The sequence below is a fragment of the Phenylobacterium conjunctum genome, from assembly GCF_042679085.1.
GTDB lineage: Bacteria > Pseudomonadota > Alphaproteobacteria > Caulobacterales > Caulobacteraceae > Phenylobacterium > Phenylobacterium conjunctum.
In genome coordinates this window covers 21999-47304 of sequence record NZ_JBHTLQ010000025.1, presented here as the reverse complement: position 1 = coordinate 47304, position 25306 = coordinate 21999, and the positions used below count along the sequence as shown (strand labels likewise).

The 25306-nt window shown below is 68.6% G+C and carries 28 protein-coding genes and 1 tRNA gene; 12 read left to right on the top strand and 17 right to left on the bottom strand.

Annotated features, from left to right (window positions below; translation table 11 throughout):
• Positions 1-5 precede the first annotated feature (5 nt).
• The 3 genes from ACFQ27_RS12185 to ACFQ27_RS12175 form a co-directional block, all read right to left on the bottom strand.
• A complete protein-coding gene (locus tag ACFQ27_RS12185) occupies positions 6-263 on the bottom strand; it encodes a hypothetical protein (RefSeq protein WP_374344019.1) in 258 nt (85 codons plus the stop codon).
• Positions 264-498: 235 nt separating this feature from the next.
• Entirely contained in the window at positions 499-828 is a 330-nt protein-coding gene (locus tag ACFQ27_RS12180) for a DUF6481 family protein (protein WP_374344017.1), read from the bottom strand.
• A gap of 64 nt (positions 829-892) precedes the next feature.
• The gene (locus ACFQ27_RS12175; protein ID WP_374344015.1) at positions 893-1630 is read right to left on the bottom strand and encodes an SIR2 family NAD-dependent protein deacylase; all 738 of its coding nucleotides are present in this window, start codon (positions 1628-1630) and stop codon (positions 893-895) included.
• Between the two features lie 157 nt (positions 1631-1787).
• Between ACFQ27_RS12175 and ACFQ27_RS12170 the strand changes: the two genes are divergently transcribed.
• On the top strand, positions 1788-2261 hold the full coding sequence (locus ACFQ27_RS12170) for a chemotaxis protein CheW (protein WP_374344013.1): 474 nt from the start codon (positions 1788-1790) through the stop codon (positions 2259-2261).
• Positions 2262-2388: 127 nt separating this feature from the next.
• Entirely contained in the window at positions 2389-3603 is a 1215-nt protein-coding gene (locus ACFQ27_RS12165) for an ammonium transporter (RefSeq protein ID WP_377353774.1), read from the top strand.
• Positions 3604-3782: 179 nt separating this feature from the next.
• Here the strand turns inward: ACFQ27_RS12165 and ACFQ27_RS12160 are convergent, their stop codons facing one another.
• Both ACFQ27_RS12160 and ACFQ27_RS12155 read right to left on the bottom strand, forming a co-directional pair.
• Positions 3783-4064 (bottom strand): DUF167 family protein, encoded by a 282-nt coding sequence (locus ACFQ27_RS12160; RefSeq protein ID WP_377353772.1) that lies wholly within the window; start codon positions 4062-4064, stop codon positions 3783-3785.
• 5 nt (positions 4065-4069) lie between these two features.
• A complete protein-coding gene (locus ACFQ27_RS12155; RefSeq protein WP_374344007.1) occupies positions 4070-4387 on the bottom strand; it encodes a YggT family protein in 318 nt (105 codons plus the stop codon).
• A gap of 137 nt (positions 4388-4524) precedes the next feature.
• Between ACFQ27_RS12155 and ACFQ27_RS12150 the strand changes: the two genes are divergently transcribed.
• Positions 4525-4600: transfer RNA gene (locus ACFQ27_RS12150), tRNA-Ala, on the top strand.
• 111 nt (positions 4601-4711) lie between these two features.
• Here ACFQ27_RS12150 and ACFQ27_RS12145 read toward each other — a convergent pair.
• On the bottom strand, positions 4712-5455 hold the full coding sequence (locus tag ACFQ27_RS12145; RefSeq protein WP_377353771.1) for a COG4705 family protein: 744 nt from the start codon (positions 5453-5455) through the stop codon (positions 4712-4714).
• 136 nt (positions 5456-5591) lie between these two features.
• On the opposite strand from ACFQ27_RS12145, the gene ACFQ27_RS12140 reads away from it, so the two are divergent.
• Positions 5592-6374: a metallophosphoesterase family protein gene (locus ACFQ27_RS12140; protein ID WP_377353770.1), complete on the top strand. Its 783-nt coding sequence runs from the start codon at positions 5592-5594 to the stop codon at positions 6372-6374.
• Between the two features lie 57 nt (positions 6375-6431).
• On the opposite strand, the gene ACFQ27_RS12135 is transcribed toward ACFQ27_RS12140, so the two are convergent.
• Positions 6432-7076 carry a hypothetical protein gene (locus tag ACFQ27_RS12135; RefSeq protein ID WP_377353768.1) on the bottom strand — a complete coding sequence of 215 codons (645 nt, stop codon included), beginning with the start codon at positions 7074-7076 and terminating at the stop codon, positions 6432-6434.
• Between the two features lie 47 nt (positions 7077-7123).
• Between ACFQ27_RS12135 and ACFQ27_RS12130 the strand changes: the two genes are divergently transcribed.
• The 3 genes from ACFQ27_RS12130 to ACFQ27_RS12120 all read left to right on the top strand — a co-directional run bounded on the left by ACFQ27_RS12130 (position 7124) and on the right by ACFQ27_RS12120 (position 11303).
• Positions 7124-8032, top strand: coding sequence for a CPBP family intramembrane glutamic endopeptidase (locus ACFQ27_RS12130; protein WP_377353767.1), 909 nt, complete (start codon positions 7124-7126; stop codon positions 8030-8032).
• A 31-nt stretch (positions 8033-8063) separates the two neighbouring features.
• Positions 8064-9974, top strand: coding sequence for a pyrroloquinoline quinone-dependent dehydrogenase (locus ACFQ27_RS12125; protein ID WP_377353766.1), 1911 nt, complete (start codon positions 8064-8066; stop codon positions 9972-9974).
• A gap of 78 nt (positions 9975-10052) precedes the next feature.
• Positions 10053-11303 (top strand): dicarboxylate/amino acid:cation symporter, encoded by a 1251-nt coding sequence (locus tag ACFQ27_RS12120; protein WP_377353765.1) that lies wholly within the window; start codon positions 10053-10055, stop codon positions 11301-11303.
• A gap of 143 nt (positions 11304-11446) precedes the next feature.
• Here ACFQ27_RS12120 and ACFQ27_RS12115 read toward each other — a convergent pair whose 3' ends face one another.
• The 3 genes from ACFQ27_RS12115 to timA all read right to left on the bottom strand — a co-directional run bounded on the left by ACFQ27_RS12115 (position 11447) and on the right by timA (position 13780).
• Positions 11447-11977 carry a Smr/MutS family protein gene (locus ACFQ27_RS12115; protein WP_377353764.1) on the bottom strand — a complete coding sequence of 177 codons (531 nt, stop codon included), beginning with the start codon at positions 11975-11977 and terminating at the stop codon, positions 11447-11449.
• A gap of 7 nt (positions 11978-11984) precedes the next feature.
• Positions 11985-13100: an MltA domain-containing protein gene (locus tag ACFQ27_RS12110; RefSeq protein ID WP_377353763.1), complete on the bottom strand. Its 1116-nt coding sequence runs from the start codon at positions 13098-13100 to the stop codon at positions 11985-11987.
• Positions 13101-13168: 68 nt separating this feature from the next.
• Complete coding sequence (gene timA / locus ACFQ27_RS12105; protein WP_374344554.1) at positions 13169-13780, bottom strand: TIM44-related membrane protein TimA; 612 nt, start codon at positions 13778-13780, stop codon at positions 13169-13171.
• Between the two features lie 167 nt (positions 13781-13947).
• On the opposite strand from timA, the gene secB reads away from it, so the two are divergent.
• Entirely contained in the window at positions 13948-14436 is a 489-nt protein-coding gene (secB, locus tag ACFQ27_RS12100; protein ID WP_374343989.1) for a protein-export chaperone SecB, read from the top strand.
• 72 nt (positions 14437-14508) lie between these two features.
• On the opposite strand, the gene dnaQ is transcribed toward secB, so the two are convergent.
• From dnaQ to ACFQ27_RS12075, 5 genes are all read right to left on the bottom strand, one after another.
• A complete protein-coding gene (dnaQ, locus tag ACFQ27_RS12095; protein WP_374343987.1) occupies positions 14509-15216 on the bottom strand; it encodes a DNA polymerase III subunit epsilon in 708 nt (235 codons plus the stop codon).
• Between the two features lie 210 nt (positions 15217-15426).
• Entirely contained in the window at positions 15427-16053 is a 627-nt protein-coding gene (gene coaE, locus ACFQ27_RS12090; protein WP_374343985.1) for a dephospho-CoA kinase, read from the bottom strand.
• Between the two features lie 28 nt (positions 16054-16081).
• A complete protein-coding gene (gene aroE, locus ACFQ27_RS12085; protein ID WP_377353762.1) occupies positions 16082-16930 on the bottom strand; it encodes a shikimate dehydrogenase in 849 nt (282 codons plus the stop codon).
• On the bottom strand, positions 16927-17517 hold the full coding sequence (locus ACFQ27_RS12080; RefSeq protein WP_374343981.1) for a Maf family protein: 591 nt from the start codon (positions 17515-17517) through the stop codon (positions 16927-16929). Before ACFQ27_RS12080 ends, aroE begins: the two co-directional genes overlap by 4 nt.
• Positions 17514-18398 (bottom strand): pyruvate, water dikinase regulatory protein, encoded by an 885-nt coding sequence (locus tag ACFQ27_RS12075; protein WP_374344552.1) that lies wholly within the window; start codon positions 18396-18398, stop codon positions 17514-17516. The genes ACFQ27_RS12080 and ACFQ27_RS12075 overlap by 4 nt, the downstream gene beginning before the upstream one ends.
• A gap of 486 nt (positions 18399-18884) precedes the next feature.
• On the opposite strand from ACFQ27_RS12075, the gene hemE reads away from it, so the two are divergent.
• From hemE to rho, 4 genes are all read left to right on the top strand, one after another.
• A complete protein-coding gene (gene hemE / locus ACFQ27_RS12070) occupies positions 18885-19916 on the top strand; it encodes a uroporphyrinogen decarboxylase (protein WP_377353761.1) in 1032 nt (343 codons plus the stop codon).
• On the top strand, positions 19913-20950 hold the full coding sequence (hemH, locus tag ACFQ27_RS12065; RefSeq protein WP_377353760.1) for a ferrochelatase: 1038 nt from the start codon (positions 19913-19915) through the stop codon (positions 20948-20950). The genes hemE and hemH overlap by 4 nt, the downstream gene beginning before the upstream one ends.
• Entirely contained in the window at positions 20947-21405 is a 459-nt protein-coding gene (locus ACFQ27_RS12060; protein WP_374343975.1) for a CopD family protein, read from the top strand. The genes hemH and ACFQ27_RS12060 overlap by 4 nt, the downstream gene beginning before the upstream one ends.
• A 382-nt stretch (positions 21406-21787) precedes the next feature.
• On the top strand, positions 21788-23218 hold the full coding sequence (gene rho / locus ACFQ27_RS12055; RefSeq protein ID WP_377353759.1) for a transcription termination factor Rho: 1431 nt from the start codon (positions 21788-21790) through the stop codon (positions 23216-23218).
• Between the two features lie 231 nt (positions 23219-23449).
• Here the strand turns inward: rho and ACFQ27_RS12050 are convergent, their stop codons facing one another.
• Complete coding sequence (locus ACFQ27_RS12050) at positions 23450-24421, bottom strand: quinone oxidoreductase family protein (RefSeq protein WP_377353757.1); 972 nt, start codon at positions 24419-24421, stop codon at positions 23450-23452.
• A gap of 3 nt (positions 24422-24424) precedes the next feature.
• Entirely contained in the window at positions 24425-25120 is a 696-nt protein-coding gene (locus ACFQ27_RS12045; RefSeq protein WP_377353756.1) for a dienelactone hydrolase family protein, read from the bottom strand.
• Positions 25121-25306: the final 186 nt, after the last annotated feature.

Sequence of the window (25306 nt, the reverse complement as noted above, 5' to 3'; positions counted from 1 at the left end):
AGATCTTACTGGTTGGGCGGCGGGGCGCTGCGCTGCATGTCGCGCACCGCCTGCTGGGCCTGGGCCTCTTCGTCGGCGGCTTCTTCCACAGTCTGGCACTTCTTCACCGGCAGGCGGCTGCCGAGCGTCTTGATGCTCTTGCAGATCTTCTGCGGCTTGGCGGTGGCGGCGGCGGCGGCCGTCGTGGTCTGGGTGGTCGAGGCGGCGGGCGTCGCATCGGCGGCGACGACCAGTCCGGCGGACAGGATCAAGGCGACAAACATGGGGTTCACCAACTAGGGGCTGCAATTGCCAGCATCTATGCACGCGCCCCCCGGCAAGCCAAGATGCGGCGCCGCACAATTAACCCAAAATGAGGGGGTCGAAGCTGACCAGAGCGTTTTCCGATAAGTGCGAAACGGCTATCGGGTCGAAAATGCTCTGAACTTTTGAATTCGAGCCCTTTTTTATCCGATCTGACGGGTTCAGTCAGATCGGAAAGGGCTCTTGCGCCGCGGTCTACTTGCGGCGCTGCTTGCGGGCGGCGTAGCGGGCGTCGCGGGCGGCCTTCTGCGCCGCGCGCAGGGCCAGTTCACGGGCCTCGGCCATCAGCTCTTCTTCTTCGCGCTGCTTGGCGTCCTCGACAGCCTTCACCGCACGGCGCTGCTCGCGTTCCTTGCGGCGTTCCTCGCGGATCAGCTCGAGCTCCAGCTCGCGCTCGGCCTTGCGCTGCTCCAGCTGCAGGTCCGGAACGTGCGGCTTCGGCTTGAATTTTTCGAGGAGGGCCTTCTTGGCGGCGGCGCTCGCCGCTTGACGGTCGTTGAAGCTGTTATTCTTGGGATGGATCATGGCCGAGGCACATACTGCCTCAGCGTCCGCTTGCGAACCCCCGAAAGCCTGAAAATTGGCGGTTTCAGGCGATGATTTCGCTCAAAGCGGGTCCAATCTCATCCTGAAGCGCCAGGTCGGCGATCTGGTCCATGTCGGTGGGCTCGCGGTTGAGGATCACCAGGGTCGCCCCGTTGCGCTTGGCCAGGATCGGAAAGTCAGCCGCCGGGAACACGGTGAGCGACGAGCCCAGCACCAGGAACAGGTCGCAGGCCAGGGTCTCGAACTCCGCCCGCGCCATGGGTCCGGAGGGCATGGACTGGCCAAACGAGATCACCGCGGTCTTCACCAGCCCGCCGCAATCGCGGCAGTGCGGAATCTCGCCGTGATCCAGGAAGGGGCCGCGCAGCTCTTCCAGTTCATGCCGCGATCCGCAAGCCAGGCAGGTGGCGAAGCTGGCGTTGCCGTGCAGCTCGATCACCTTCTCGGCCGGCAGGCCGGAATCCTGGTGCAGGTTGTCGACATTCTGGGTGATCACCGCCGACAGCCGGCCCTGGTCATGCAGCCGGGCCAGGGCGAAGTGACCGGCGTTGGGCGCCCGGCCGGTCCAGCCGGCCTTGCCGGTGAAGGCCCGGGTCCAGGCCTCGCGCCGCTTGTCCTCCGAGCCTACGAACTCCTGGTAGGTGATCGGCTTCATCCGGCTCCACACCCCGCCCGGCGAGCGGAAATCGGGAATGCCGGACTCGGTGGAGATTCCCGCCCCGGTGAAGGCGACGATACGGCGGGCGTCGGCGAGTTTGCGGGCGAGGTCGGCGCGGCTCATGGCTATTTCCTGCCACGGCCCCCGCGCCGCCCACAAGGGTTATGGTAAAAAAGCGTGAACATCCAGCATGTTAACCGGGCGCAAAGGCCAAGTGTGTTTCTGTCCCCCAACACTGGACGCGATCAAGACGCGCTCGACCTGAAAGGTTCCATGTCCCATGGGTGACACCCGCATCCCCGCGCCGGGCGCCGAGCTGATCTCGGTGCGCATCGGCGACCAGGCCTACGCCATCGACATCATGGCCGTCCGCGAGATCCGCGGCTGGTCCGCCGCCACCCCCCTGCCTCATGCCCCGCCGCATGTGCTGGGGATGATGAACCTGCGCGGGGCCATCCTGCCCGTCATCGACCTGTCGGCCCGTCTGGGCCTGGGGCCGTCCAATCCCGGCGCCTCGTCCGTCGTCGTCGTGGCCCAGATCGGCGAGGCCCAGGTGGGCCTGGTCGTCGACGCCGTCTCTGACATCCTGACAGTGACCGAGGGCCTGATCCAGGCCGCCCCGGAAGTGGGTAGTCGCGACTCCAACGCCTTTGTGGCCGGGGTCATGACCATCGACGCCGCCATCGTCAGCCTGCTGGCCCTGGACCAGGTGATCCCGGCCGGCGCCGAAGACGCCATCGCCGAAGCGGCCTAGTTTCCGGTCACACTCCGCCAAAAAAGTCGCTGAGCCGCTGAAAAACCGGGCGCCCTCCGGCGCGCGGCTCTGGCAATAACCCTGTTCGAAGACCGGCGCCCGGTCACGCGAGGGGGGAAGCGACACCATGGCCGTCAATGCGGGCGACACCGCCTGGATCCTCAGCGCTACCGCGCTGGTCCTGTTCATGACCCTGCCGGGCCTGGCCCTGTTCTATGCCGGCCTGGTGCGGTCCAAGAACGTGCTGTCGGTGATGACCCACTGCGTGGCCATCGCCTGCCTGGCCTCGATCCTGTGGCTGCTGGGCGCCTACAGCCTGTCCTTCTCCGGAACCGGCGGCTGGATCGGCGACCTCGCCAAGTTCGGCCTGATGCACGACGCCCGCCATGCGGTGGTGGGCGCCTTGCCGGAAAGCGTGTTCTTCGGCTTCCAGATGACCTTCGCCGTCATCACCCCGGCCCTGATCGTCGGCGCCTTTGTCGAGCGCATCAAGTTCTCCGCCGTGCTGGTCTTCTCCGGCCTGTGGCTGTTCCTGGTCTATGCCCCGGTCTGCCACTGGGTCTGGGGCGGCGGCTGGCTGGCCGGGCTGCACGTCATGGACTACGCCGGCGGCCTGGTCGTCCACGCCACGGCCGGCGTCTCGGCCCTGGTCATGGCCTGGGCCGTGGGGCCGCGCGACGGCTATCCGCGGGACCTTTCGCCGCCGCACAATCCAGGCATGACCATGATCGGCGCCGGCATGCTGTGGGTCGGCTGGTACGGCTTCAACGGCGGCAGCGCCCTGGCCGCCAATGGCGACGCGGGCTCGGCCCTGATCGCCACCCACCTGTCAGCCTCCACCGCGGGCCTGGTCTGGGCCTTCATCGAATGGCGCCGGTTCGGTCGGCCCAGCATGGTTGGCCTGGTCACCGGCGTGGTCGCGGGCCTGGCCACCGTCACCCCGGCCTCCGGCTTCGTCGGCCCCCTGGGCGGCGTGGTCCTGGGCGCCGCCGGCAGCCTGGTCTGCTACCAGGCGGTGGAGCTGGTGAAGCACAAGCTGCGCATCGACGACAGCCTGGACGTCTTCGCCGTCCACGGGGTCGGCGGCATCCTGGGGACCCTGCTGGTCGCCGTCCTCGCCTCGCCGGCCGCGGGCGGCGCGGGCTATGCCGAGGGCATGGACATGGGCCGCCAGTTCGGCGTCCAGGCCCTGGGCGTCGTGATCACCTGCCTGTGGTCCGGCGTGGCATGCCTGATCCTCGCCCTGGCCCTGAAGGCCACCCTGGGCCTGCGCGCCCGCGACGAGCACATCGAGGAAGGCCTCGACGTCTCCACCCACGGGGAGCGGGCGTACAATCCGTAAGGGTTGGCAGGGTTTGGTCCACGAACCACACGAACATATATAGCCGCTCATCCCGGCGAACGCCGGGAACCAGATGACGGTCGCCGCGCCCTATGACCTGGACCCCGGCCTTCGCCGGGGTGAGCGGAACTTTGGATGTTCGTATGGTTCGTGTGGTTCGTGGACGAGTAGTCCCGCCCTCAGGAAGGCGGGGCCCCGAGCTTGGCCGCCAAGCCCTCAGCCTCCAGCCCGTCGATCTCGATCAGCTTCACCCGCGAGGTCTCGCCTGAGACGATGGTCAGGGCGGACTTGGGCCGCCCCACGGCCTTGGCCAGCAGGGCGATGACGGCGGCGTTGGCCGCCCCATCCGAGGCCGCCGCGCTGACCCGCAGCTTCAATAGCGGCCGGCCGGCGGGATCGAGCCCCCAGCCGTCCACGGCGTCCCGGCCGCCCTTGGGCGTCACCCGGACCGCCAGCCGCACGCGCCTCAGCCCCCGACCAGGCCCAGCAGCCAGTTCCGCAGGCCCGGCAGCAGGGTGCTCTGGGCGACGGTGATGATGATCAGGGCGACCACCGGGCTGATGTCGACCCCGCCGAGCGGCGGAATGATCCGCTGGAACGGCCGCAGGATCGGCCGGGTGATGGCGTCCAGGAACCGCACCACCTGGTTCACCAGCGGATTGCGCAGGTTGATGACATCGAACGCCACCAGCCAGGACAGGATCGCGCTGGCGACCACCGCGAAGACCAGGACATTGATCAGGGCGTTGAGCACGCCAAAGACGAAGAGAATGAGGGTGGCCATGTGCCTTCCAGGTCTGTTGAGCCGGGTTTAGCGGGGCTTGCGGCCCACTGGCAAGCGCCCCGCCCCGCCTGCGACAGCCCAGCCGCTTTCTTCCGCTTGACAGGGCCCCTGCGAAAACGCTTATTCCGCGCCTTCCTGGGGCCGTAGCTCAGATGGTAGAGCGCCTCGTTCGCAATGAGGAGGTCAGGGGTTCGATTCCCCTCGGCTCCACCAATCTCTCTCAAGAGATTGGATTGTCCCAGGAAACTTCCCGAATCGACGGTCAGTCACCCTTTGCGGGGGATCACCGCACGTGATCGGCCGACTGAGGGACGGGACGGACGCCTAGGCTGAGGCCCCGGCCGCCCCGCGCCCCCCGCGATAGACCACCGTCACCCCGACCACCACCGCCAGGGCGATGAGGGCTGAGGCTGGGATTGTGCCCAGGTCCAGGCCGCCCTTGGCGTGCGGCTTGGTCAGCAGGTCGCCGACCGTCGCGCCCAGGGGCCGGGTGAGGACGAAGGCGACCCAGAACAGGAGGGTCTTGGGCAGGCGGGTGAAGCGGTGGGCGCCGGCCACGGCGGCGATGAGCGCGCCGATCAGCAGGGCGCCGCCGCCGTAGCCCAGGCCGGAATCGTCGGCCAGGAAATCCCCCAGCGCCGTGCCCAGGGTGTTCGAGACCAGGATGGTCAGCCAGTAGAAGCTCTCATGGCGCCGATCCGAGATGTGATCCGAGGCGATGGCGCCCAGCGTCAGGCGCCAAGCCGCGAGCACAGCCGCGAGGGTCGCCGACAGCACCGCCGCGCCGCCGAGATAGCCGAGCCCCGCCGTGCGATCGAGGAAATCGGAGATGGTCGTGCCGACGGTGGTGGTGGCCAGAACCACGCCCCAATAGAGGAACGGATAGAAGCGGCGGGCCAGCACCTGGCCGCTGGCCAGGGCCAGGAAGACCGCGAAGAACAGGCCCGTCGCCGCCGCATAGCCCAGGCCGAGCGTCATCGAGACCAGATCGCCGCCGGTCTCGCCCAGGGTGGTGGCGAGGATCTTCAACACCCAGAAGGCCAGGGTGATCTGGGGAACCTTGCTCATGGACCGCTCCGCACGTCGGGGTGTGTGAGGCTAGGCCAGGCAGGGCCGAGCCGCCAGCAACCTCAAGGTCGCGGCCTTCGTTGAAGCTTAAGCCCTGCGCGCCTATGTTGCGGTGCGTTCAAGGAGTTTGTCGTCGGTGTTCCGCAATCTCTTCAAACCCAAGGCCAAGCCTGCAGCCGCCTCCACCGGCGGACGGCTCGTCTATGCGGTGGGGGATGTGCACGGGCATCTGGACGCCCTCGATCCCCTGATCCTGACCATCGCCGAGGACGCCCTGGCCTCGCAGCCGGCCGAGCGGCCAATGCTGATCTTTGTGGGCGACTATGTGGACCGCGGCCCGGCCTCGGCCGGGGTGGTGGAGCGGATCCTTGGCCTGATGCGGGAGACCGCCTTCGAGGTCCGGACCCTGAAGGGCAACCACGAGGAGGCCCTGCTGCAGTTCCTGGAGGAGCCGAGCTTCGGCGCCACCTGGGCGGACTTCGGCGGCAACACCACCCTGGCCTCCTACGGCGTCCAGCCGCCGGCCCAGCGCACCGACACCGAGGCCTGGATCAAGGCCTCCGAAGCCCTGGCTGAAGCCCTGCCGGCAGAGCACCTGGAGTTCTATCGCAATCTCGAACTGATGATCGAGGTTGGCGACTACGCCTTTGTCCATGCCGGTGTTCGGCCTGGGGTGCCCTTGTCCCGACAGTCCGAGAAGGACTTGATCTGGATCCGCCAGGAGTTCCTGACCGCGCCCGGCCGGTTCGAGAAGATCATTGTCCACGGCCACACGCCGATGGAGGAGCCGCAGGTCCTGCCGGCCCGGATCGGCATCGACACCGGGGTCTATGCGACCGGGGTGCTCACCGCCGTGCGGCTGGACGACACCGGCCCGCGCATCCTGCAGGCCCGCGCCCGCCGCGCCGCCGCGGCCTGAGAGCTTGGACCCGCGCGTTTTGATCCGATAACCGGCGTCCACTTATCGGAACGCGCTCTAGAACGGCCACCAGCTCCGGAACCAGGCGAGCAGCTTGAGCCAAAGGGCCTCCAGCGCGCCCTTGGCCTTTTCCGGCGCGCTGGGCGGCGGCGCGGGCGTGAACCAGGACGGCGCGGCCGGCGGGGCGCAGTTCATCCGCATGCCAACGCCCTTCAGATAGCCCCGACGCACCTCGCCGGCGCGGATCGCCTCGGCCACCTTCCTTTCGTGCCGCGCGGCGCCGGTCAGCTTGCGGATCCAGCCCCGGAACGGCAGCACCGAACGGGTCTCGGCGCGCACCTCGGCGACACCAGCGTCCTTGATCGCGCCGCCGGCCTTCTGCAGCTTCGTGCGCTCATCGGGCGGCGGGGCCTCGTCCAGGTCGGGGCCCAGGGCGCCGTCCAGGCGGCCGATCTCGCCGGCGATCCCCTCGCAGCGGTCCAGGCCCGTCAGGTCGTAAGGATTGGATCTGGCCCGCGCGAGCACGTCGGGCACCCCCTGCTGCTTGAGGTTCAGATCCTCCAGCGGGGCCAGGGCCGCGTCGCGGAAGGTGTCCTTCTGCTGCATCGTTCCCCGATCCGCCCTGGGATCCGCGCCGGGGTCGGCCGCATGGGCCGCGCCGGCGGTCAGGAGGACGAGCATCAGGGGCAGGGTGCGACGCATGGGCCTGAGCATAGCGGCTCACCCCGACCCAGGCTAACCTTCGCCGCATGAGCGCCCTTCCCGCCCTCGACGAGGCTCCGTTCCTGGCCGCCGCCGGTCCCCGCGACCGGTCCTGGCCGCGGGTGCTGGCCATGGCCGCGGCGGGCCTGACCCTGGCCTTTATCCTGGGGGTCATCGCGACAGGGGTGATGGTCGAGGCCCTGGCGGCCCTGGGGATCGACCTCTTGAACTCCGATCCCATCGCCGGGCCACCGCCCCTGCTGCGCTCGGCGCTCTATGTGCTGGAGATCAGCCTGGCCCTGGGGGCGGCGGCGCTCGGCGCCCTGATCGCGGCGGCCCGCATCTTCGACCGGCCCTTGCGCAGCTGGATCACCGCCGCGCCGCGCTTCCGCTGGCGCCAGTTGGCCCTGGGCTTCGGCCTGGGCCTGGCCGGCGCCGTAGTCCTGTCCCAGGTGGCCGGCCTGATGCACGGCGAGGCCTCCCTGTCGGCCGGAGCGCCGATCTTCGACGACCGCGCGGCGTTCCAGGTGCGGATGATCTATGTCGCGGCCAGCGCCGTCGGCTTCCTGCTGGCCGCCTGGGCCGAGGAGGCGGTGTTCCGCGGCTATGTCCTGCAACAGGCCCAGGCCCTGACCGGCAAGCCCTACCTGGCCATACTGGTCTCCGGCCTGCTGTTCTCCCTGGTCCACCTGGAGTTCAGCCCCTACGCCCTGGTGGCGCGGGCGATCATCGGCGCCGCCTTCGCCTGGACCGCCATTCGCCTGGGCGGGCTGGAGTTCGCCATCGGCGCCCACCTGGCCAACAACATGATGATCGCCCTGTTCGGCCAGGCCATGCTGCCCGGCGACCCGGTCGATCCCGGCGACGCCACCGGCGTGGCCTTCGAAATCGCCATCGCCCTCTACCTGGCCGGCTGCGCGGAGCTGTTGCGGCGGCGGCGGCCTACAACCTCTTGACCCGGAGCGGCGCCGGACGCCTCATCATGCGGTGCTGAAACCGGGTCTGTTCACCGCCGTTGTCCTGACCATGGGACTCGCCGCTTCGGAGGCTGGAGCCGCCGACGCTGGTTGGACCCACTATGGTGGCGACGCTGGCGGGACCCGCTATTCGCCGGCCGCCCAGATCAACCTCGCCAATGTCGGCCGGCTGAAGCCGGCCTGGTCCTTTTCCACCGGCGTCCTGAAAACCCATGCTGGCGATATCGAACGGGCCGCCTTCGAAGCCACGCCGATCCTGGCCGGCGGCCGGCTATATGCCTGCTCGCCGTTCAACACGGTGTTCGCCCTCGATCCCGGAACAGGCCGACCGCTCTGGACCTTCGACCCGAAAATCGCGGCGGGCGTCCACTATCCGAACAGCTACGCCTGTCGGGGGGTGGCCTGGTGGCGGGACCCAACGGCGCCCGCGGGAGCCCCCTGCGCCGAGCGGATCTTCACCGCGACCAACGACCGGCGTCTGTTCGCCCTGGACGCCCGGACGGGCATGCCCTGCCGGGGTTTCGGCGCCGCCGGCTTCGTGGACGCCATACCGGGCGTCAGCCTCTCCCGGCCCGGCAGCGCCCAGATCACCTCACCCCCGGTGGTGGTCGCGGGTGTTGTGATCACAGGCTCCTCCATCGACGACAACCAGCGCCAGGTGGAGACCTCCGGCGCGGTTCACGCCTTTGATCCGGTCAGCGGCAGGTTGAAGTGGCGCTTCGATCCCCTGGCTGGGGCCCGGCCCGCCGTCCGGTCCGGCGCCGCCAATGTCTGGGCGCCCATGAGCGTCGATGAGGCGCGGGGCCTGGTCTTCCTGCCGACCTCAAGCCCCAGCCCGGACTTCTACGGCGCGGCCCGGCCCGGAAACGCCGGCCACGCCAACTCGGTCGTGGCCCTGAGGGCGGCCACCGGCGAGGTGGTCTGGGCGTTCCAGACCACGCATCACGACGTCTGGGACTATGACCTCCCAGCCCAGCCAACCCTGGCCACCGTCACCTGGAAGGGCGTGACCGCACCCGCCGTGATTCAGCCCACCAAGCAGGGTCTGCTTTTCACCCTCAACCGCGAGACCGGCCAGCCCCTGATCCCGGTCGTGGAGCGCCCGGTTCCGCGGAGCGGCGCGATCGGGGACCAGCTTTCGCCGACCCAACCCTTTCCCGTCGCCCCGCCGCCCCTTGCGCCCCAACGGATCACTACCGCCGAGGCCTTCGGGATCACGCCTTGGGAGAGAAAGGCCTGCGCAGCCTTGATGCGGGGCGCCCGCAACGACGGGATCTACACCCCGCCGTCGACCCAAGGGACGATTGTCTATCCCTTTACGGGCGGCGGTTCGAACTGGGGCGGGATCGCCTTCGATCCCGGCCTGGGCGTGGCCATCGTCAACACCTCCAGCGCCCTGCACAAAGTGACCCTGATCCCACGCAGGGCCTACGCCGCCGAAAAGGCGGCCCGGCCCGACCTGGAGATCAGCCCCAATGCGGGTGCGGCCTACGGGATGAAGCGCGAGCTGCTGCGGTCCCCCCTGGGCCTGCCCTGCAATCCACCGCCCTGGGGCCAGTTGGCCGCCGTCGATCTGCATGATGGCAGGATCCTGTGGCAGGTTCCGCTCGGGACCACCCGCGACCTTGTTCCCGGTTCACAATTCCTCCTGCGCCGCACCGGCACCCCCAACTTCGGCGGCCCCATCGTCACCGCCGGCGGACTGGTCTTCATCGGCGCCGCCATGGACAATTACCTGCGCGCCTTCGAGGCCCGCACGGGCAAGGAAGTCTGGAAGGGCCGCCTGCCGGCCGGGGGCCAGGCGACGCCCATGACCTATGTCTGGCAAGGCCGCCAATACGTGGTCATCGCCGCCGGCGGGCACGCCAAGTCCCGCACCAAGGCCGGCGACCAGCTCATCGCCTTCGCCCTGCCGAAGTAACCGTCTGCGCGGGAATGAGCGGACGCGGGAAAGAAATTCTCTCTAGTCAGCAGCTTCCGCGCCCGTAAGTCTGGGGTCATGAATTCGCTGACCCTTCGCATTCTCGCCGGCCTCATCCTGGGTCTGGCCATCGGCGCCACCCTGGCGGCCCTGCATTCGCCGTTCCAGGACCAGCTGGTCACCTATGCGAGCGCGCTCGGCGGGGTCTGGCTGGACAGCCTGAGGATGACCATCATCCCGCTGGTCTTCTCCCTTCTGGTGGTTGGCGCGGCCCAGGCGGCCGGCACGGTGGCGGGCGGCGGGGTCGCCGGCCGGGCGTTGCTGACCTTCGGGGTCATGCTGCTGATCGCCACCACCGCGACCGCGATCCTGACGCCAGCCCTGCTGGCCGTCTGGCCGCCGCCGGCCGAAGCCGCCGCGGGCCTGCGCAAGGCCGCCGAGGGTCAGGCTGCGGGTATTCCGCCCGTGCCGCCCCTGGGCGAATGGCTGAAGTCCTTTGTCCCCGCCAACCCGATCAAGGCCGCCGCCGACGGCGCCGTCGCCTCCATCTGCCTGTTCGCCCTGGTGTTCGGCATGGCCGCCAGCCGCCTGTCGGAGGATCGCCGCGGCCACCTGTTCGCCCTGTTCGACGCCGTCCAGGCGACCATGATGGTCATCGTCGACTGGGTCCTGAAGCTTGCGCCCTTCGGGGTCTTCTTCCTGGCCCTGGTGGTCGGCGACCAGACCGGCTTCGGCGCCGTGGGCGTGCTCGGCCAGTATGTGATCGTGGTCTCGATCATGTGCCTGATGGCCGGGGGCCTGGGCCTGCTGATGGCCATCTTCGGCGGCAAGATCGCGCCCGGGCGCCTGTTCCAGGCCCTGATCCCGGTGGAGGCCATGGCGATCTCCACCCAGTCGTCCCTGGCCTGCCTGCCCCTGATGCTGGAGACCACCGAGCGCCTGGGGGTCAAGGCCACCGTGCGCGGGGTGGTCATGCCCTTGGCGGTTTCGGTCTTCCGCCTGACCAGCCCGCCCGGCAACCTGGCCGTCGCCATCTATGTGGCCCACATCTACGGCGTCCACCTCGACCCCGCCCGCCTGGCCATCGGCGTGGTGGTGGCCTGCCTGGTCAGCCTGGCGACGGTGGGGGTGGCGAGTTCGGTCACCTTCTTCACCACCCTGGTGCCGATCTCGATGGCCATGGGCCTGCCGCTGGACCTCCTGCCCCTGCTGCTGGCGGTCGAGACCCTGCCCGACTTCTCGCGCACGGTGGGCAATGTGACCGCCCATGTGGGGGTGACCTGCTGGGCGGATCGGTGGGGCAAGACTTCGGCGGCCGCGCAGACCTGAGGGAGCACGAACCACACGAACATTCCAAGTTCCGCCCACCGAGGCGAATGCCGGGGCCCAGGTCTCCAGGCTCCGCACTCGTCATCTGGTTCCCGGCGTTCGCCGGGATGAGCGGGTTTGTGTGGTTCGTGAGGTTCGTGGACCTAAACCTGAGGCCGCGGCTTCCTTTTGAGGGCCACGTACAGCGCCCCCGCCCCCCCATGATGCCGGTGCGCCTCGCTCACCCCGGCGACCATGTCGCGCAGGGCCGGGGCCGCCAGCCATTCGGGGGTCAGCCGCCGCAGGACGCCGTCGCCGCGCAGGCCCTTGCCGGTGATCACCAGCACCGCCCGGTGCCCTTCGTCGAAATTGCGCCGGACAAAGCCTTCCAGGGCGGCGCGGGCCTGGTCCTGGCCATAGCCGTGCAGGTCGATGCGGGCGCCGATCTCCTCGCGCTCCCGGGCGATCCGGTGGCGGCGGCCCGGCTCGATGGGATCCAGGCTCGCCTGCCGCAAAGGCTTGTGCACCGGGCGGTCCGGCGCCGGCAGGCGCGCGGCCCGCGCATCCGGGTCGTGCGGCGCGGGCGCATGGTCCGGGTCCATCTTCGGGACCGCCCGCCCGGGCAGGGGCCGCACGGTGCCGGCCACCATGGACCAGAGCTTCAGCTCGTCCGGTCGAATGGGCCGCTTGATCACCGCCGCCTCAGGGCTTGGGGCGCAGCAGGTGCATGCGCAGGGTGTGACGCACCCGGCCGGCCTCGGCGCCCGCGGCCTGGCCCTGGCCCAGATAGAGGTCCGCGCGGACATCGCCCTTGATCGCCCCGCCCACATCCAGGGCGGTGACCAGCCGGCGATAGGCGGGGAAGGCGCCGTTGAGGATCGGGGCGGTTCCGTCGATCCACAACAGCTCGCCCATGGCGTGGCGCGTCGGATCCACGGCGATGGCCCGGCCAGCCGGCAGGGGGATCCCCGCCGCCCCGGCCGGCGGCTTGCCGTCATCGGGCGCCAGGCTGAAATAGGCGAAACGTGGATTGAGCCGCATCACCGCATCGGCGTCCGGGCCGCGGTGATCGGCCAGCCAGGCGCGGATCGCCTCACCGGAGATGTTGTCCGGGGCGAGCAGGCCCTTGTCGCGCATCTGGTTGGCGATGCCGATGAAGGGCTTGCCGTTGTTGGCGGCGTAGAGCGCCTTCATCCGCACCCCGTCCTCCAGGGTCAGAACCCCGGAGCCCTGGATCTGCAGGAAGAACAGGTCCTCGGGGCGCATCCAGGCCAGGGCGTCCTTGGGGCCTTGCGTCTCGATCCAGGTCCGGTCTGGATAGGGCAGCAGCGTCCCGTCCGGCTGGCGCTGCATCGCCTCCTTGCCGGAGGTCCCGGCCAGGACCATGTCGGCGGGCCTGGGCCGCACAGGCGCGGAGAACTCGGCGTCCGGAACCCGGCGGGCGGGATACTCCGGGGCGAAATAGGCGGTCAGCACCCCTTCGCCGGCCACGCGGTAGGGGGTGAAGTTGGTCTCGAAGAACGCCTTGGCCTGGGGCGCGGCGAGCAGCTCCACCGACCGGGCCCGGCGGCAGGCGCCGGCCATCTCCGGCTCACGCGCGGCGCCGCAGACCGAGCGGAATGCGGTGAAGGCCGCGGCGTGGTCCTCGGCCTCCCAGCCTGGAATATCAGCGAAGGTCTCGGCCTTCAGCCGCTCGGCCGGCGGCGGCTCGGGCGGCTTGGGTTTCGGCTGCGGACCGGGCGTCGGTGTGGGCGCCGGCGTTGTGGCGCAGGCGGCGAGGAACAGGCCCGCGGCGATCGTGGCCGAGAAACCCCTCATCCGGCCTGGCTCCGCCAGGCCACCTTCTCCCGCAAGGGGAGAAGGAACGCACATCGGAAGCTTCACCCTCACGCCTCGGCGGCGTCGACGCGGATCAGGATCCAGTTGGGGTCCTTGCTCTTCAGGTCCCGTTCGAAGGTCCACAGCTCGGCGGTGCGACGGTCGTCGACGGTCTCGCCTTCCGGACCCTTCCCGCGGGTGCGGAACTCAGCCAGGAAGCGGACGGTCAGACGGGCGGTGGTCCCGTCCAGGGCCGCATTGTCCAGATCGGCGCGCGGCGGCTGGGTGAATTCGGTCTCTTCTGTGCGACCCTCGGCCTCGCGGGCGGCCATGCCGGCCTCGAAGGCGTCGTTGACGATGGGCGACAGGAGCGGCTTCAGGGTTTCGCGATCACCGCTGGAATAGGCGCGCACGATGGTGGCGTAGGCCGAGCGCGCGCCGTCCAGGAAATGGGCCAGGTCGAAGCCGGGATCGACCCCTTTCACCGCCGCCAGGCCAGACAGGCTGACACCGCTGGCGAGGTTGTCCTCCGCCGGCCGGTCAGGAACGCTCGGCGCGCCCGGCAGGGGCTTCGGGCCGGTCCCATCCTCCGGTTGGCGGCCCACCCGGCGGCCCAGCACGGAGTAGAGTTGGAACAGGACCACGGCGGCGAGGCCGGCGAAGATGATCAGCTGGAGAATTTGCAAGCGGGTCTCGGGGGCTGCGAACAGGCTGAGGATTATATAGAGCGGAACACCTTTCCCGAAAGAGACCGTAGGTTTGGGGCGAGATTGCATCCGCCTGGGGGCCATGTTAGCAGCCCGGCGATAACAGGCGGCCTGCGCCGGCATACGGAATTTCCTGCAAGATGAGCGATATCGATCCCGCGGCGTCCACCGAAGCCCGCGCCGAGCCCGGCGTCCGCGTCCTGGCCCAGTTCATTCGCGACCTGTCCTTCGAGAACCCGCGCGCCACGGAAGTGCTGCGCGCCGGCGGCGCCCAGCCGCAGATCGAGATGGGCGTCGAGATGAACGCCCGCGGCCGTGACGACGGCTTCTTTGAAGTCGACTTGAAGCTCTCGGCCCGTGCGACCCGCGAGGATGGCCCGGTGTTCCACATCGAGCTGCTCTACGGCGGCGTGTTCGCCATCGAAGGCGTGGGTGCGGAAGACATCGAGCCGGTGCTGCTCATCGAGTGCCCGCGCTTCCTGTTCCCCTTCGCCCGCCGGGTGATCGCCGACGTCACCTCGGACGGCGGCTTCCCGCCCTTCCTGCTCGACCCCATCGACTTCGCCGGCGTCTACGCCGCGCGCAAGGCCCAGGGCGAAGGCCAGGGCGTGGTCATCGGCAACGCCTGATCGAGGCCCTCAGCGCGACAATGGGTGTCATCCCGGAAAGCGCGCAGCGCTTATCCGGGATGACACCCAAGGTCAGATCCCGAACTTCTTCCACAGCTCGTCGTTCTTCATCACCCCGGTGACGAAGGCGGCATGGCGGGCGCGTTCCTCTTGCGTGGAGCGCGGCGCCAGCGGGCGCGGCCGCGCGCCATAGTCGCCGATCCGGCGCACGGTGCTCACCGCCACCGAGGTCCGCTCCGCGGTCAGCTCGAGCCGGCGCTCGCGGCCCCCCTTCAGCTCCAGATAGACCGCCGCCAGCAGGCGGGCGTCGATCAGCGCCCCGTGCTTCTCGCGCTCGGAAAGCGAGATCTTGAAGCGTTTGCAGAGCGCGTCCAGGGAGTTGTGCATCCCCGGAAACCGCTTGCGGGCCATGGCCAGCGTATCGATCCAGCGGGTCTCCGGCAGGATCGACAGGCCCACCTTCTCCAGCTCGAAATTGACGAAGCTGCGGTCGAAGTCGGCGTTGTGGGCGATGATCGGGGCGTCGGCCACGAAGTCCAGGAAGGCGTGGCTCACCTCAGCGTCGGCGAACTTCGGCTTGCCCTTCAGGAAGGCGGCCGACAGGCCGTGCACCCGCTCGGCGTCCGGCGGCATGTCGCGTTCGGGGTCGATATAGACGTGGAAGCTCCGCCCCGTGGGGATGAAGTCCTCGATCTCGAGCGCCGCAAGCTCGACCAGCCGGTGGCCGAGATGCGGCTCGAAGCCGGTAGTCTCGGTGTCCAGAACGATCTCGCGGGCCATGGCTCTGTCTTGGCGCGATTGGGCGGCCGCTTCAAGCCGCTGCGGCGACGGGTCCACACCTTCAGGAAAAACGGGTGTCATCCCGGTTTTCGCGTCAGCGAAAGACCGGGACTCATAGACACCGATCCATCCTGCAAACCCCCGCGCATATGGGTCCCGGACAAGCCGCTGGCGCGGCTTTCCGGGATGACACCAATTGCTTGCTGGGCCTTACTTCGGCGCAGCCGTCTTCTTCTGCGGCCGCCGCAGGGGATCGCGCAGGGCAGCGATGATCTCCTGCACCTGGGCGCGGGCATGCTCCAGCCCCTGGCCGGTGTCGACGATGAAGTCGGCGCGGGCGCGCTTCTCGGCGTCCGGGGTCTGGCGCTTGAGGATGTCGTCCAGCCGGGCGTCGGTCATCCCCTCGCGGGCCAGCACCCGCTCACGCTGCATCTCGGCCGGGGCCGAGGCGACCACCACGGCGTCCATATTGGCGTTGCCGCCGGTCTCGAACAGCAGCGGGATATCGAGGATCACCATGTCGGCCTTGGCCGCCTGGGCCTCCGCGAAGAAACCCATCCGGCTCATGCCCACCAGGGGATGGACGATGGAGTTCAGCTTGGCCATGGCCTCGTCATTGCCGAGCACCCGCTGGCGCAGGGCCTCGCGGTCGACGGCGCCGTCCTTGGTCACACCGGGAAAGGCGGCCTCCAGCGGCTCTACCGCCGCCCCGCCCTTCACATAGAGGTCAGCGACAGCGGCGTCGGCGTCATAGACCGGGATCCCGGCCTCGCGGAACATGGCCGCCGTAGTGGACTTGCCCATGCCGATGGAGCCGGTCAGGCCGATGGTCAACATCTTTGGCGTTCTCCCTTTGGCGGTTGTCTTAGAGGCCCAGGGTCTGGATCGCCAGGGTCCGGACATCCACCGAGGCTGGCGGCGTCTGGCCGTAGAAGGCTTCGAAGGACGGGATCGCCTGGCCGATCAGCATGGCCAGGCCATCCACGGTCCGCCGGCCAAGACCTTGGGCCCCGGCCAGGAACGGCGTCGTCAGGGGCTTATAGACCATGTCCATCACCACACAGGCCTCCGGCGTCGCCGCCAGGGGCACGTCGATCGCCCCGCCATTGGCCAGGCCCGCCGAGGTGGCGTTGACCAGCCCATTGGCGCCCTCGAAGGCGGCCCCCGCCTGGTCCAGGCCGTAAGCCCGCACCGTCCCGCCCAGGGCGGTGGCGATCTCTTCGGCCTTGGCCAGGGTGCGGTTGACGATCCGCACTTCAGGGCAACCCGCCTCCACAAACGCCGCCGCGGCGCCGCGAGCCCCGCCGCCAGCGCCCAGGATCACCACCGGTCCGGTCTTGGGATCAAAGCCTGGCGCCTGTTCGGCGAAAGCGGCCAGCAGGCCCAGGCCGTCGGTGTTGTCGGCCAGGATCGAACCATCAGGGCGAAACACCAGGACATTGGCCGCCCGCGCGCCCGCGGCCCGCGAGGTCGCTTCGTCCGCGGCGGCCAGGGCTTCGCCTTTGAACGGCAGGGTGACGTTAAGGCCCGCGACGCTGCCGCCACGCAGTCCCTGCACGAAGGCCGCGAAGCGGCCTTCGGCGATTCCAAAGGGGACATAGACCGCATCCAGTCCGGCCGCGGCGATCCAGGCGTTGTGCAACACCGGGCTCATGGAATGCGCGATGGGCTGGCCGACCACGCCGGCCACCCGGGTCTTGCCCGACAGGCTCATCGGATCACCAGGCCATGGTTGCGCAGCAGGTCCAGCAGGCCCAGCAGCGGCAGACCGAGGATGGCGAAATAGTCGCCCTCGATCTTCGAGAACAGCTGAGCGCCCAGGCTTTCCAGCCGGTAGCAGCCCACCGAGCCCAGGGCCGCCTCGCCCTCGCGGACCAGATAGTCCTCAAGGAAGTCGTCGGAGAAGTCGCGCATGGTCAGGGTGCAGCTCACCATGTCGCGCCAGATCGGCGCGCCGTCCTTGGCCACAACCACCGCCGAGTGCAGCTGGTGCGGCTGGCCGCGCAGCAGCTTCAGCCGGGCGCGGGCCTCCTCCACGGTCTCGGCCTTGTCATAGAGCCGGCCGTCAAACTCCAGGGTCTGGTCGGCGCCGATCACCAGGCCCGGGCGGGACTGGCTGATCTTCTGGGCCTTCAGCTCGGCCAGGGCCTCGGCGATGGCCTTGGCCCCCTGGCCCTCCGCCAAAAGGGCCGTCTTGACCGCATCCTCGTCGACGCCGGAGACGGCGGTCTCGAAGGCCACGCCCGCGCCCTTCAGCACCGCGGTCCGCGCCGCGCTTTTCGAAGCCAGGATCACGCTCACCCGATCACCTCCACCGTCGCCCCGCCGCCGTGCAGCAGGTTCAGCACCGCCGCGGCGGTTTCCTCCACGCTGCGCCGGGTTACGTCGATCACCGGCCAGCCCATGCGTTCATAGAGCCGGCGCGCCTGGACGATCTCCTCGCGCACCGCCTCGTGGTCGATATAGGTCGACTCCCGGTTCTCCTTCAGGCTCAGCAGCCGGTTGCGGCGGATCTGGATCAGCCGGTCCGGCGAGATCGACAGGCCGACGATCAAGGCGTGGCGCAGGCCGAAGAGTTTTTCCGGGATCGGCCGGCCTGGCACCAGGGGCACATTGGCCGCGCGGATGCCCCGGTGGGCCAGATAGATGCAGGTCGGGGTCTTCGAGGTCCGCGACACCCCCACCAGCACCACGTCGGCCTGGTCGAGATCCTGACCGCCCTGGCCGTCATCGTGGCCGATGGCGTAGTTCAGGGCGTCCATGCGGTTGAAGTAGTCGTTGTCCAGGGCGTGCTGCACGCCGACCCGCCGGGTCAGGGTCGCGCCCAGATAGCGCGACAGGGACGAGATCAAGGGGTCGAGCGCCGCGATGCAGGTCATGTCCAGCTTGCGGCAGCCATCCTCCAGCGCCGCGCGCAGGCCGTCATCGACGATGGTGTGAATGACCACCCCGGGCGCCGCCTCGATGTCGGTCAGGGCCCGCTCCAGCTGACGGGGCGAGCGCACCAGGGCGTAGATGTGCTCGATCGGCAATACGTTCTCGAACCGGGCGCAGACCGCCCGCGCCATGGCGTTCAGGGTCTCGCCGGTGGAGTCCGAGACCAGGTGCACATGGAAGTAGGTGGCGAAGCGGCCCGTCGGCGGGTGCAGGGGGGGATCTGAAATGGCGCGCCTCGCGGAAATTTTCCTGGGGAGGAATGAGTCGAAATCTTCTTAGCGAAGCCGGACGCGATTGGGGATAGGGCGGCGGCCTTCGGCGCCTCTGCGGAACAACGGGGAGGAACGCCCCGGATGACCCTGTCCGTATCCAGACGATCGGGCCGGGGGACCGGGGCTGTGAGAAGGTTAAGAAAGGGTGAACGCGGGGCGGCCCGAGCCGCGCCGACCCATCCCCCGAAGGGTTAATGAAAGATTAAGCGGTTCAGACGGGTTGCAACCTGTCCCCGTTATCCACGGCCTGTGCATAGGGCCTGGGGGCGGAGAGTCGAAAGCCTGGGGAAGAGCCCGGCGCCGCGCCGGAAATGATCCCGTTTTTCACCATGATCCCCAGGGCCAACCCCTACCCCCTCTAAAAAATCCTTCTTTCTTGAAAGGAAGAAGGCTGGGCGGGGACGAACCGGACAGGACGCGGGCTTGAGCCTTGCAAGCGAAGGCGGTTTAAGGGCTCTCATGTCGGACCAAGTGAAACCCCGCCTGCTTCGCGCCCTCGCTGGCGAGACCCTGGAACGCCCTCCCGTCTGGTTCATGCGCCAGGCCGGCCGTTCGCTTCCCGAGTACCGGGCTCTGCGGGAGAAGGCCGGGGACTTCCTGTCCTTCTGCTACAATCCGGAGATGGCGGCTGAGGCGACGCTTCAGCCCATGCGCCGCTTCCCGCTGGATGCGGCCATTGTCTTCGCCGACATCCTCTTGATCCCCCAGGCGCTGGGCCAGGAGGTCTGGTTCGAGGCGGGAGAGGGTCCGCGTCTAGGCGCCCTGCCCTCCATTGAAGCCCTGGCTGACCAGGTGGAGGCTTCCACCGGCCGCCTCGCCAGCATCGGTGAGACCTTGCAGCGGGTCCGGGCCGAGCTGGAGCCCGAACGCGCCCTGATCGGATTCGCCGGCGCGCCCTGGACCGTTGCCACCTACATGATCGAGGGCCGGGGCAATAAGCGCGAGGAGGCCCGGCTGTGGGCCTACAAGCATCCGGACCAGCTCGACGCCCTGCTGGACGTGCTGGTCGAGTCCACCGCCCGCTACCTGGTCATGCAGGCCAAGTCGGGCGCCCAGGTGCTGAAGCTGTTCGAAAGCTGGTCGGAGAGCCTGGCCGAGGATGTCTTCGAACGCATCGTCATCGGCCCGCACACCCGGATCATTGAGAAGGTCCGGGCCGCTGGTGTGGATGTCCCCTTCATCGGCCTGCCCCGCGGCGCGGGCGCGCAAGTTTCCAACTACGCCGCCCGGGTTCCGGTCCAGGCCGTGGGGCTCGACACCCAGGCGACCTTCAAGCTCGGCCAGGAGATCCAGGCTGGCGGCAAGGCGATCCAGGGCGCGCTCGATAACCTGTTGCTGCTGGCCGGCACACCGGCGCTGGAAGCCCGGATCGACGCCCTGATCGAGGCCTGGAACCAGGGCCCCTACATCTTCAACCTCGGCCACGGGGTGATGCCGAGCACGCCAGTCGAACACCTCGAACGCGCCATCCGCCGGGTGACGGGCAAATGAGCAAGAAGATCGCCGTCGTCCTCTTCAACCTGGGCGGACCCGACAGCCTGCAGGCCGTCCGGCCCTTCCTGTTCAACCTGTTCAAGGACCCGGCGATCTTCCAGGTCCCGGCCCTGATCCGCTATCCGCTGGCGGCCCTCGTGTCGTCGCGGCGGGAGAAGTCGGCCCAGGCCAACTACGCCATCATGGGCGGCGCCTCGCCCCTGCTGCCGGAAACCGAAGCACAGGGCCGCGCCCTCGAGGCTGAGCTTAAGGCCCGCGGTCACGAAGCCCGGGTCTTCATCGCCATGCGCTATTGGAAGCCCTTCGCCGACCAGACGGCGAAAGAGGTGGCCGCCTATGCGCCGGACGAGATCGTGCTCCTGCCGCTCTATCCGCAGTACTCGACCACAACCACGGGCTCCTCGCTGAAGGACTGGGCGGCCAACTATAAGGGCCCGGGCCGCAGCCGCACGGTCTGCTGCTATCCCACCGCCGAGGGGCTGATCGCCGCCCACGCCGGCAAGATCGCCCAGGCCTGGGCCAAGGCCGGTGAGCCTTCCAATGTCCGCCTGCTGTTCTCGGCCCACGGCCTTCCGCAGCAGGTGGTGGACGGGGGTGACCCCTACCAGGCCCAGATCGAGGCCACCGCCGCCGCGGTCGCCGCCCATCTGCCCCGGCTCACCGACTGGAAGGTCTGCTATCAGTCCCGCGTCGGGCCGCTGAAATGGCTGGGGCCCTCCACCGACGAGGAGATCCGCCGGGCCGGCGCCGAGGGCAAGGGCGTGATCCTGACCCCCATCGCCTTCGTCTCCGAACACATCGAGACCCTGGTCGAGCTCGACCACGAATATGCTGAGCTGGCCAAGACGGTCGGCTGCGCCCCCTATCTCCGCGCTCCGGCGCTTGGCGGGGACGCCGACTTCATCTCCGGCCTCGCCAAGGCTGTGGAACACGCCCTGCCCCGCGCCGGCGGCTGCGCGCCCGACGGCGCCTGGCTCTGCCCGGCCGGCCACGGCAAATGCCCCAAGCGTCTGGAAGGAACAGCGGCATGAACTGGTACGACCTGGTCCGCGGCCTGCACATCATCGCGGTCATCGCCTGGATGTCCGGCATGATGTACCTGCCCCGGCTCTACGCCTACCACACCGAGACCGCGCCTCCTGGGACCGAGTTCGACGCTCACTTCCAGGTCTGGGAAGCCAAGCTGCTGCGGATCATCATCAATCCGTCGATGATCCTGACCTTCATCTTCGGCCTGATCCTGATCTATATCGACGCGACCCAGATCCGCGGCGGCTGGGACTTCCTCTTGAAGCCCTGGATGCTGACCAAGATCGCCGGGATCATCTTCCTGTCGGCCTGGCACGGCTTCCTGGCCGGCGCCCGCAAGAAGCTGGCCCGCGGCGAACGTCCCAAGACGGGCAAGTTCTGGCGCGCCACCAACGAACTGCCCTTCATCGCCGCGGTGATCATGGTGATCGCCGTGACGACGGAGTTCCTGGGGTGACTCAACCGCTACGCTTGAACTAGCGCGTTATCCTCCGGTCGCCCGAAGGGCGATCCGGGGGGCCCAAGCTGATGTTCAAGCTGGAATGAGGCCGCTTGGGTCCCCCGGATCCCCGCTGGCGCGGGTCCCGGAGGATGACGTCGGGTGGTGGGGGTCGTGGACTATGCCTTGACCACCCACCCCCAAACGTGGTTCCGCTGATCCTACGTGCTTCGCCTCCTTTGCGGCGCACGCCCCGCCTCTTCCCCGAGACCGCGCGCTAGGCGCTGCTGCGGCCGGGTCCCAAAAGACCATTCCGGCGAGACCTGTTGTCCCGCCCTTAGCGTTTAGACCCAGGCGCGCGCCTCTTCGGGCGCATTGCGCCTTTTGACGAGCAAGTATCATGTCCGAAGAAAACCAAGACGAAACCGCCCACACCCTGGGCGAGGACCTGACCGCCGAGGCTGAAGCCCTCGAGGCCCAGGTGGGCGACGCCGCCGAGGCGGCCGAGGCCGAGGGCGAAGACGATCAGCCCAACGAAGTCGCCCAGGCCATCGCCGCCATGGGCCTGACCCGCATGTCCCTCCAGGAGCTGAAGGACAAGTCGCCCGCCGACCTGCTGTCCTTCGCGGAGACCCTGGAGATCGAAAACGCGAACTCCATGCGCAAGCAGGACATGATGTTCGCGATCCTGAAGGTGCTGGCCGAGGAAGGGGTCGAGATCTCCGGCTCTGGCACCCTCGAGGTGCTGCCCGACGGTTTCGGCTATCTCCGCTCGCCGGAAGCCAACTATCTGCCGGGCCCTGACGACATCTATGTCAGCCCCTCCCAGATCCGGAAGTTCGGCCTGCGCACCGGCGACACCGTCGACGGCGGCATCCGCGCGCCGCGCGAGGGTGAGCGTTACTTCGCCCTGGTCAAGGTCGACCAGACCAATTTCGAGAACCCCGAGAACGTCCGCCACAAGGTCCTGTTCGACAACCTGACCCCGCTCTATCCCGACGAGCGGCTTAAGATGGAGCTGGACGACCCCACCCTGAAGGATCGCTCCGGCCGGGTCATCGATATCGTCGCCCCGCTGGGCAAGGGTCAGCGCTGCCTGATCACCGCCCCGCCGCGGGTCGGTAAGACGGTGATGCTGCAGAACATCGCCAAGTCCATCGAGACCAACCACCCCGAGTGCTACCTGATCGTCCTTCTGATCGACGAGCGCCCGGAAGAAGTCACCGACATGCGCCGCACCGTGCGGGGCGAGGTCGTGTCCTCCACCTTCGACGAGCCGGCGACCCGCCACGTCCAGGTGGCTGAGATGGTCATCGAGAAGGCCAAGCGCCTTGTCGAGCACAAGCGTGACGTCGTCATCCTGCTGGACTCGGTCACCCGCCTCGGCCGCGCCTACAACACCGTGGTGCCGTCCTCGGGCAAGGTGCTGACCGGCGGTGTGGACGCCAACGCCCTGCAGCGCCCGAAGCGCTTCTTCGGCGCCGCCCGGAATATCGAGGAAGGTGGTTCCCTGACCATCATCGCCACCGCGCTGATCGACACCGGCAGCCGGATGGACGAAGTCATCTTCGAAGAGTTCAAGGGCACGGGTAACTCGGAAATCATCCTGGACCGCAAGGTCGCGGACAAGCGCATCTTCCCGGCCATCGACGTGCTCAAGTCCGGCACCCGCAAGGAAGAGCTCATCACCGACAAGGCCCACCTGCAGAAGACCTACATCCTGCGCCGCATCCTCAACCCGATGGGCGCCCAGGATGCGATCGAGTTCCTGCTCGACAAGCTGCGCCAGTCCAAGAACAACGACGACTTCTTCCAGTCGATGAACACGTAAAGTTACTCCCCCTTTGGGGGAGCTGCTAATTGTCTGAATCGAAACGTGTTTCACGTGAAACACCCTTCTCCCCTTGTGGGAGAAGGTGGCCTGGCGGAGCCAGGTCGGATGAGGGGTCTCTCGGCCTCACCGCGGGGCTGAAATCAGCCAAAAGAAAGGCCGGACAAGGGGTTGCGACCCCTCATCCGGCCCTTCGGGCCACCTTCTCCCACAAGGGGAGAAGGACCCCTCCTACGGAATCAACAAACTCGCTCCCACCGTCGCCCGGCTCTCCAGGGTCTCGTGCGCCCGCCGCGCTTCCGCCAGCGGGAAGGTCTGGCCGATCTCCACCTCGATCTTGCCGGCGGCGATCAGGCCGAACAGGGCCTGGGCGCTGTCGTCGAGCTCGGCTTGGGTGGCGACATAGTCGAACAGGGTCGGACGGGTCAGGAACAGCGAGCCCATCCGGGACAGCCGCCCGGGCTCGATGGCCGGAGCCGGACCTGAGGCGTTGCCGTAGGACACCAGCATGCCCCGACGCGCCAGGCTGGCCAGGCTGCCTTCGAAGGTCGCCGCGCCCACCGAGTCATAGACGACCGGCACGCCCACCCCGCCGGTGATCCGACGAACCTCGGCGGCCACGTCCTGGTCGCGGTAGAGGATGACGTGGTCGGCGCCCAGGGTCTTCACCCGCTCAGCCTTGTCCTGCGACCCCACCGTGGCGATCACCGTCGCCCCGATGATCTTGGCCCATTGCAGCAGGATCTGGCCCACCCCGCCGGCGGCGGCATGGACCAGGATCGTCTGACCGGCCTGGACCGGGAAACAGCGGCGGACCAGGAACTCGGCCGTCATGCCCTTCAACAGCACCGCGGCGCCCACCGCCGCGGACACGCCCGCCGGCAGACGGACCGCCCGCTCGGCCGGAGTCGCGGCGTATTCGGCATAGGCGCCGATAGGCCCAGAGGCATAGGCCACCAGGTCTCCGGGGGCGAAGCGGGTCACGCCCTCCCCCACCGCCTCGACCACGCCGGCCGCTTCCATGCCGAGGCCCGAAGGCAGGCGCACGGGGTAGAGGCCCGAGCGGTGATAGGTGTCGATGAAGTTGATGCCGATGGCCTGGTGCTTGACCAGGATCTCGTCGGCCTTGGGCTCCGGCTTCGGCACGTCGGCCAGGGTGAGGACCTCAGGGCCGCCGGTCTTGTCGAAACGAATGGCGCGCATGGTTCAGCCCAGGTGTTCGGCGAAGAAGGTCAGGGTGCGGCCGCCGGCCAGCTTGGCGTCGGCCTCGTCATAGTGCTCCCCGCCCGGCCGGGCGAAGGCGTGGTCGCGGCCGGCATAGGTGTGGATCGTCACCTGGGGATGGTTCTTGAGCGCCTGGACAATGATCTCCTGGGCGGGCTTGGGCACAAACTGATCCTCCTCGGCGATGTGCAGCATCAGGGGCCGCTGGATCTTCTCGGCCTCGCCGGTCAGGCCCTCGATGCCCACGCCATAGTAGGAGACCGAAGCGTCGCAGTCGGTGCGGGCCGCGGTCAGGAAGGCCATCTTGCCGCCCAGGCAGAAGCCGACGCTGCCCACCTTGCCGGTGCACCCCGGATCCGCCCGGATGGCGTCGATGGTGGCGGCGATGTCCTCGGCGCCCTTGTCGGCGTCAAAGGCGTTGAACAGTTCGAACGCCTTCTTCCACTCGGCCTCGGACTTGTCGGTGATGTCGACACCGGGCTCGATCCGCCAGAACAGGTCGGGGCAGATGGCCAGATAGCCCTGAGCCGCCAGGCCGTCGGTGATCTCGCGCATCACCGCATTGACCCCGAAGATCTCCTGAATGACGACGACCGCCGGGGCCTTGGCCTTGGCCGGCCGCGCCACATAGGCGGAGAAGCTTCCGTCGGAGGTGGTGATGGTGGTGGTCTCGCCCATGTGCGGCTCCCGGGGTTTCACGTGAAGGACGCGAGTCCTAACGCGCCACGGCGACAGCTGGATACGGGAAAATGTTCCTCCCCGGCCGGGGAGCAGCTTGGATTGCCCCCTCGCCCAGCGAGCGGGGAGAGGGTCGGGGTGAGGAGTTTGGCGCCGCGCTGGCCCCCTCACCCTGCCCTCTCCCCC

Excerpts from the sequence above, each read along its gene's own strand:
- ACFQ27_RS12185 (WP_374344019.1), bottom strand. The coding sequence starts at position 263 with ATGTTTGTCGCCTTGATCCTGTCCGCCGGACTGGTCGTCGCCGCCGAT.
- ACFQ27_RS12180 (WP_374344017.1), bottom strand. The coding sequence starts at position 828 with ATGATCCATCCCAAGAATAACAGCTTCAACGACCGTCAAGCGGCGAGC.
- ACFQ27_RS12175 (WP_374344015.1), bottom strand. The coding sequence starts at position 1,630 with ATGAGCCGCGCCGACCTCGCCCGCAAACTCGCCGACGCCCGCCGTATC.
- ACFQ27_RS12170 (WP_374344013.1), top strand. The coding sequence starts at position 1,788 with ATGGGTGACACCCGCATCCCCGCGCCGGGCGCCGAGCTGATCTCGGTG.
- ACFQ27_RS12165 (WP_377353774.1), top strand. The coding sequence starts at position 2,389 with ATGGCCGTCAATGCGGGCGACACCGCCTGGATCCTCAGCGCTACCGCG.
- ACFQ27_RS12155 (WP_374344007.1), bottom strand. The coding sequence starts at position 4,387 with ATGGCCACCCTCATTCTCTTCGTCTTTGGCGTGCTCAACGCCCTGATC.
- ACFQ27_RS12145 (WP_377353771.1), bottom strand. The coding sequence starts at position 5,455 with ATGAGCAAGGTTCCCCAGATCACCCTGGCCTTCTGGGTGTTGAAGATC.
- ACFQ27_RS12135 (WP_377353768.1), bottom strand. The coding sequence starts at position 7,076 with ATGCGTCGCACCCTGCCCCTGATGCTCGTCCTCCTGACCGCCGGCGCG.
- ACFQ27_RS12130 (WP_377353767.1), top strand. The coding sequence starts at position 7,124 with ATGAGCGCCCTTCCCGCCCTCGACGAGGCTCCGTTCCTGGCCGCCGCC.
- ACFQ27_RS12120 (WP_377353765.1), top strand. The coding sequence starts at position 10,053 with ATGAATTCGCTGACCCTTCGCATTCTCGCCGGCCTCATCCTGGGTCTG.
- ACFQ27_RS12110 (WP_377353763.1), bottom strand. The coding sequence starts at position 13,100 with ATGAGGGGTTTCTCGGCCACGATCGCCGCGGGCCTGTTCCTCGCCGCC.
- secB (WP_374343989.1), top strand. The coding sequence starts at position 13,948 with ATGAGCGATATCGATCCCGCGGCGTCCACCGAAGCCCGCGCCGAGCCC.
- dnaQ (WP_374343987.1), bottom strand. The coding sequence starts at position 15,216 with ATGGCCCGCGAGATCGTTCTGGACACCGAGACTACCGGCTTCGAGCCG.
- coaE (WP_374343985.1), bottom strand. The coding sequence starts at position 16,053 with ATGTTGACCATCGGCCTGACCGGCTCCATCGGCATGGGCAAGTCCACT.
- aroE (WP_377353762.1), bottom strand. The coding sequence starts at position 16,930 with ATGAGCCTGTCGGGCAAGACCCGGGTGGCCGGCGTGGTCGGCCAGCCC.
- hemE (WP_377353761.1), top strand. The coding sequence starts at position 18,885 with ATGTCGGACCAAGTGAAACCCCGCCTGCTTCGCGCCCTCGCTGGCGAG.
- hemH (WP_377353760.1), top strand. The coding sequence starts at position 19,913 with ATGAGCAAGAAGATCGCCGTCGTCCTCTTCAACCTGGGCGGACCCGAC.
- ACFQ27_RS12060 (WP_374343975.1), top strand. The coding sequence starts at position 20,947 with ATGAACTGGTACGACCTGGTCCGCGGCCTGCACATCATCGCGGTCATC.
- rho (WP_377353759.1), top strand. The coding sequence starts at position 21,788 with ATGTCCGAAGAAAACCAAGACGAAACCGCCCACACCCTGGGCGAGGAC.
- ACFQ27_RS12050 (WP_377353757.1), bottom strand. The coding sequence starts at position 24,421 with ATGCGCGCCATTCGTTTCGACAAGACCGGCGGCCCTGAGGTCCTCACC.
- ACFQ27_RS12045 (WP_377353756.1), bottom strand. The coding sequence starts at position 25,120 with ATGGGCGAGACCACCACCATCACCACCTCCGACGGAAGCTTCTCCGCC.